We start from the raw sequence: 911 nt of genomic DNA on the forward strand, positions 1-911 counted from the left end.
TGGTTTTCAAAGAACTGTTTTTCTCCTGCTTCGAACAGCAACTTTTATATTATACCGATTAAAAAAGAAAATGTCAACTACATTTTCTAATGGTGGAGCCTAGCGGGATCGAACCGCTGACCTCCTGCGTGCAAGGCAGGCGCTCTCCCAGCTGAGCTAAGGCCCCTTAAAAAGATGGTCGGGAAGACAGGATTTGAACCTGCGACCCCCTGGTCCCAAACCAGGTGCTCTACCAAGCTGAGCCACTTCCCGATATGGCGCGCCCTGAGAGATTCGAACTCCCGACCTTTTGATTCGTAGTCAAACACTCTATCCAGCTGAGCTAAGGGCGCATATTCATTCATTTGGTGCCGAGGGCCGGACTCGAACCGGCACGGTAGTCACCTACCGCAGGATTTTAAGTCCTGTGTGTCTGCCAATTCCACCACCCCGGCAGGCAGAAAAAAATGGAGCGGAAGACGGGATTCGAACCCGCGACCCCAACCTTGGCAAGGTTGTATTCTACCACTGAACTACTTCCGCATCCGTATGGTGCGGGTGAAGGGACTCGAACCCCCACGTCATAAGACACTAGATCCTAAGTCTAGCGCGTCTGCCAATTCCGCCACACCCGCATATAAAATTGTTGAAAATGGTGAGCCATGAAGGACTCGAACCTTCGACCCTCTGATTAAAAGTCAGATGCTCTACCGACTGAGCTAATGGCTCTTGAAAAGTGGTGCCGGCTAGAGGACTTGAACCCCCAACCTACTGATTACAAGTCAGTTGCTCTACCAATTGAGCTAAACCGGCAAGTGATGGTGGAGGATGACGGGTTCGAACCGCCGACCCCCTGCTTGTAAGGCAGGTGCTCTCCCAGCTGAGCTAATCCTCCATATGTAAGCCTGGCAGCGTCCTACTCTTACAGGGGG

At 51.8% G+C, this 911-nt stretch carries 9 tRNA genes; all 9 read right to left on the reverse strand.

The features are described from left to right. Positions 1–90: 90 nt before the first annotated feature. The 9 genes from ABHN01_RS24375 to ABHN01_RS24415 all read right to left on the reverse strand — a co-directional run bounded on the left by ABHN01_RS24375 (position 91) and on the right by ABHN01_RS24415 (position 874). Positions 91–166: transfer RNA gene (locus ABHN01_RS24375), tRNA-Ala, on the reverse strand. Positions 167–175: 9 nt separating this feature from the next. Continuing rightward, positions 176–252 (reverse strand) — tRNA-Pro (locus ABHN01_RS24380). 3 nt (positions 253–255) lie between these two features. Beyond that, positions 256–332: transfer RNA gene (locus tag ABHN01_RS24385), tRNA-Arg, on the reverse strand. A gap of 13 nt (positions 333–345) precedes the next feature. Then, positions 346–434 (reverse strand) — tRNA-Leu (locus ABHN01_RS24390). Positions 435–447: 13 nt separating this feature from the next. Next, positions 448–522, reverse strand: a tRNA-Gly gene (locus ABHN01_RS24395). Positions 523–529: 7 nt separating this feature from the next. Continuing rightward, positions 530–614, reverse strand: a tRNA-Leu gene (locus ABHN01_RS24400). An 18-nt stretch (positions 615–632) separates the two neighbouring features. Next, positions 633–708 (reverse strand) — tRNA-Lys (locus tag ABHN01_RS24405). 8 nt (positions 709–716) lie between these two features. Beyond that, a tRNA-Thr gene (locus tag ABHN01_RS24410) sits at positions 717–792 on the reverse strand. 6 nt (positions 793–798) lie between these two features. After that, positions 799–874: transfer RNA gene (locus ABHN01_RS24415), tRNA-Val, on the reverse strand. Positions 875–911: the final 37 nt, after the last annotated feature.

It is taken from the genome of Fictibacillus sp. NRS-1165 (assembly GCF_050468105.1).
GTDB classification, from domain to species: domain Bacteria; phylum Bacillota; class Bacilli; order Bacillales; family Fictibacillaceae; genus Fictibacillus_C; species Fictibacillus_C terrinigri.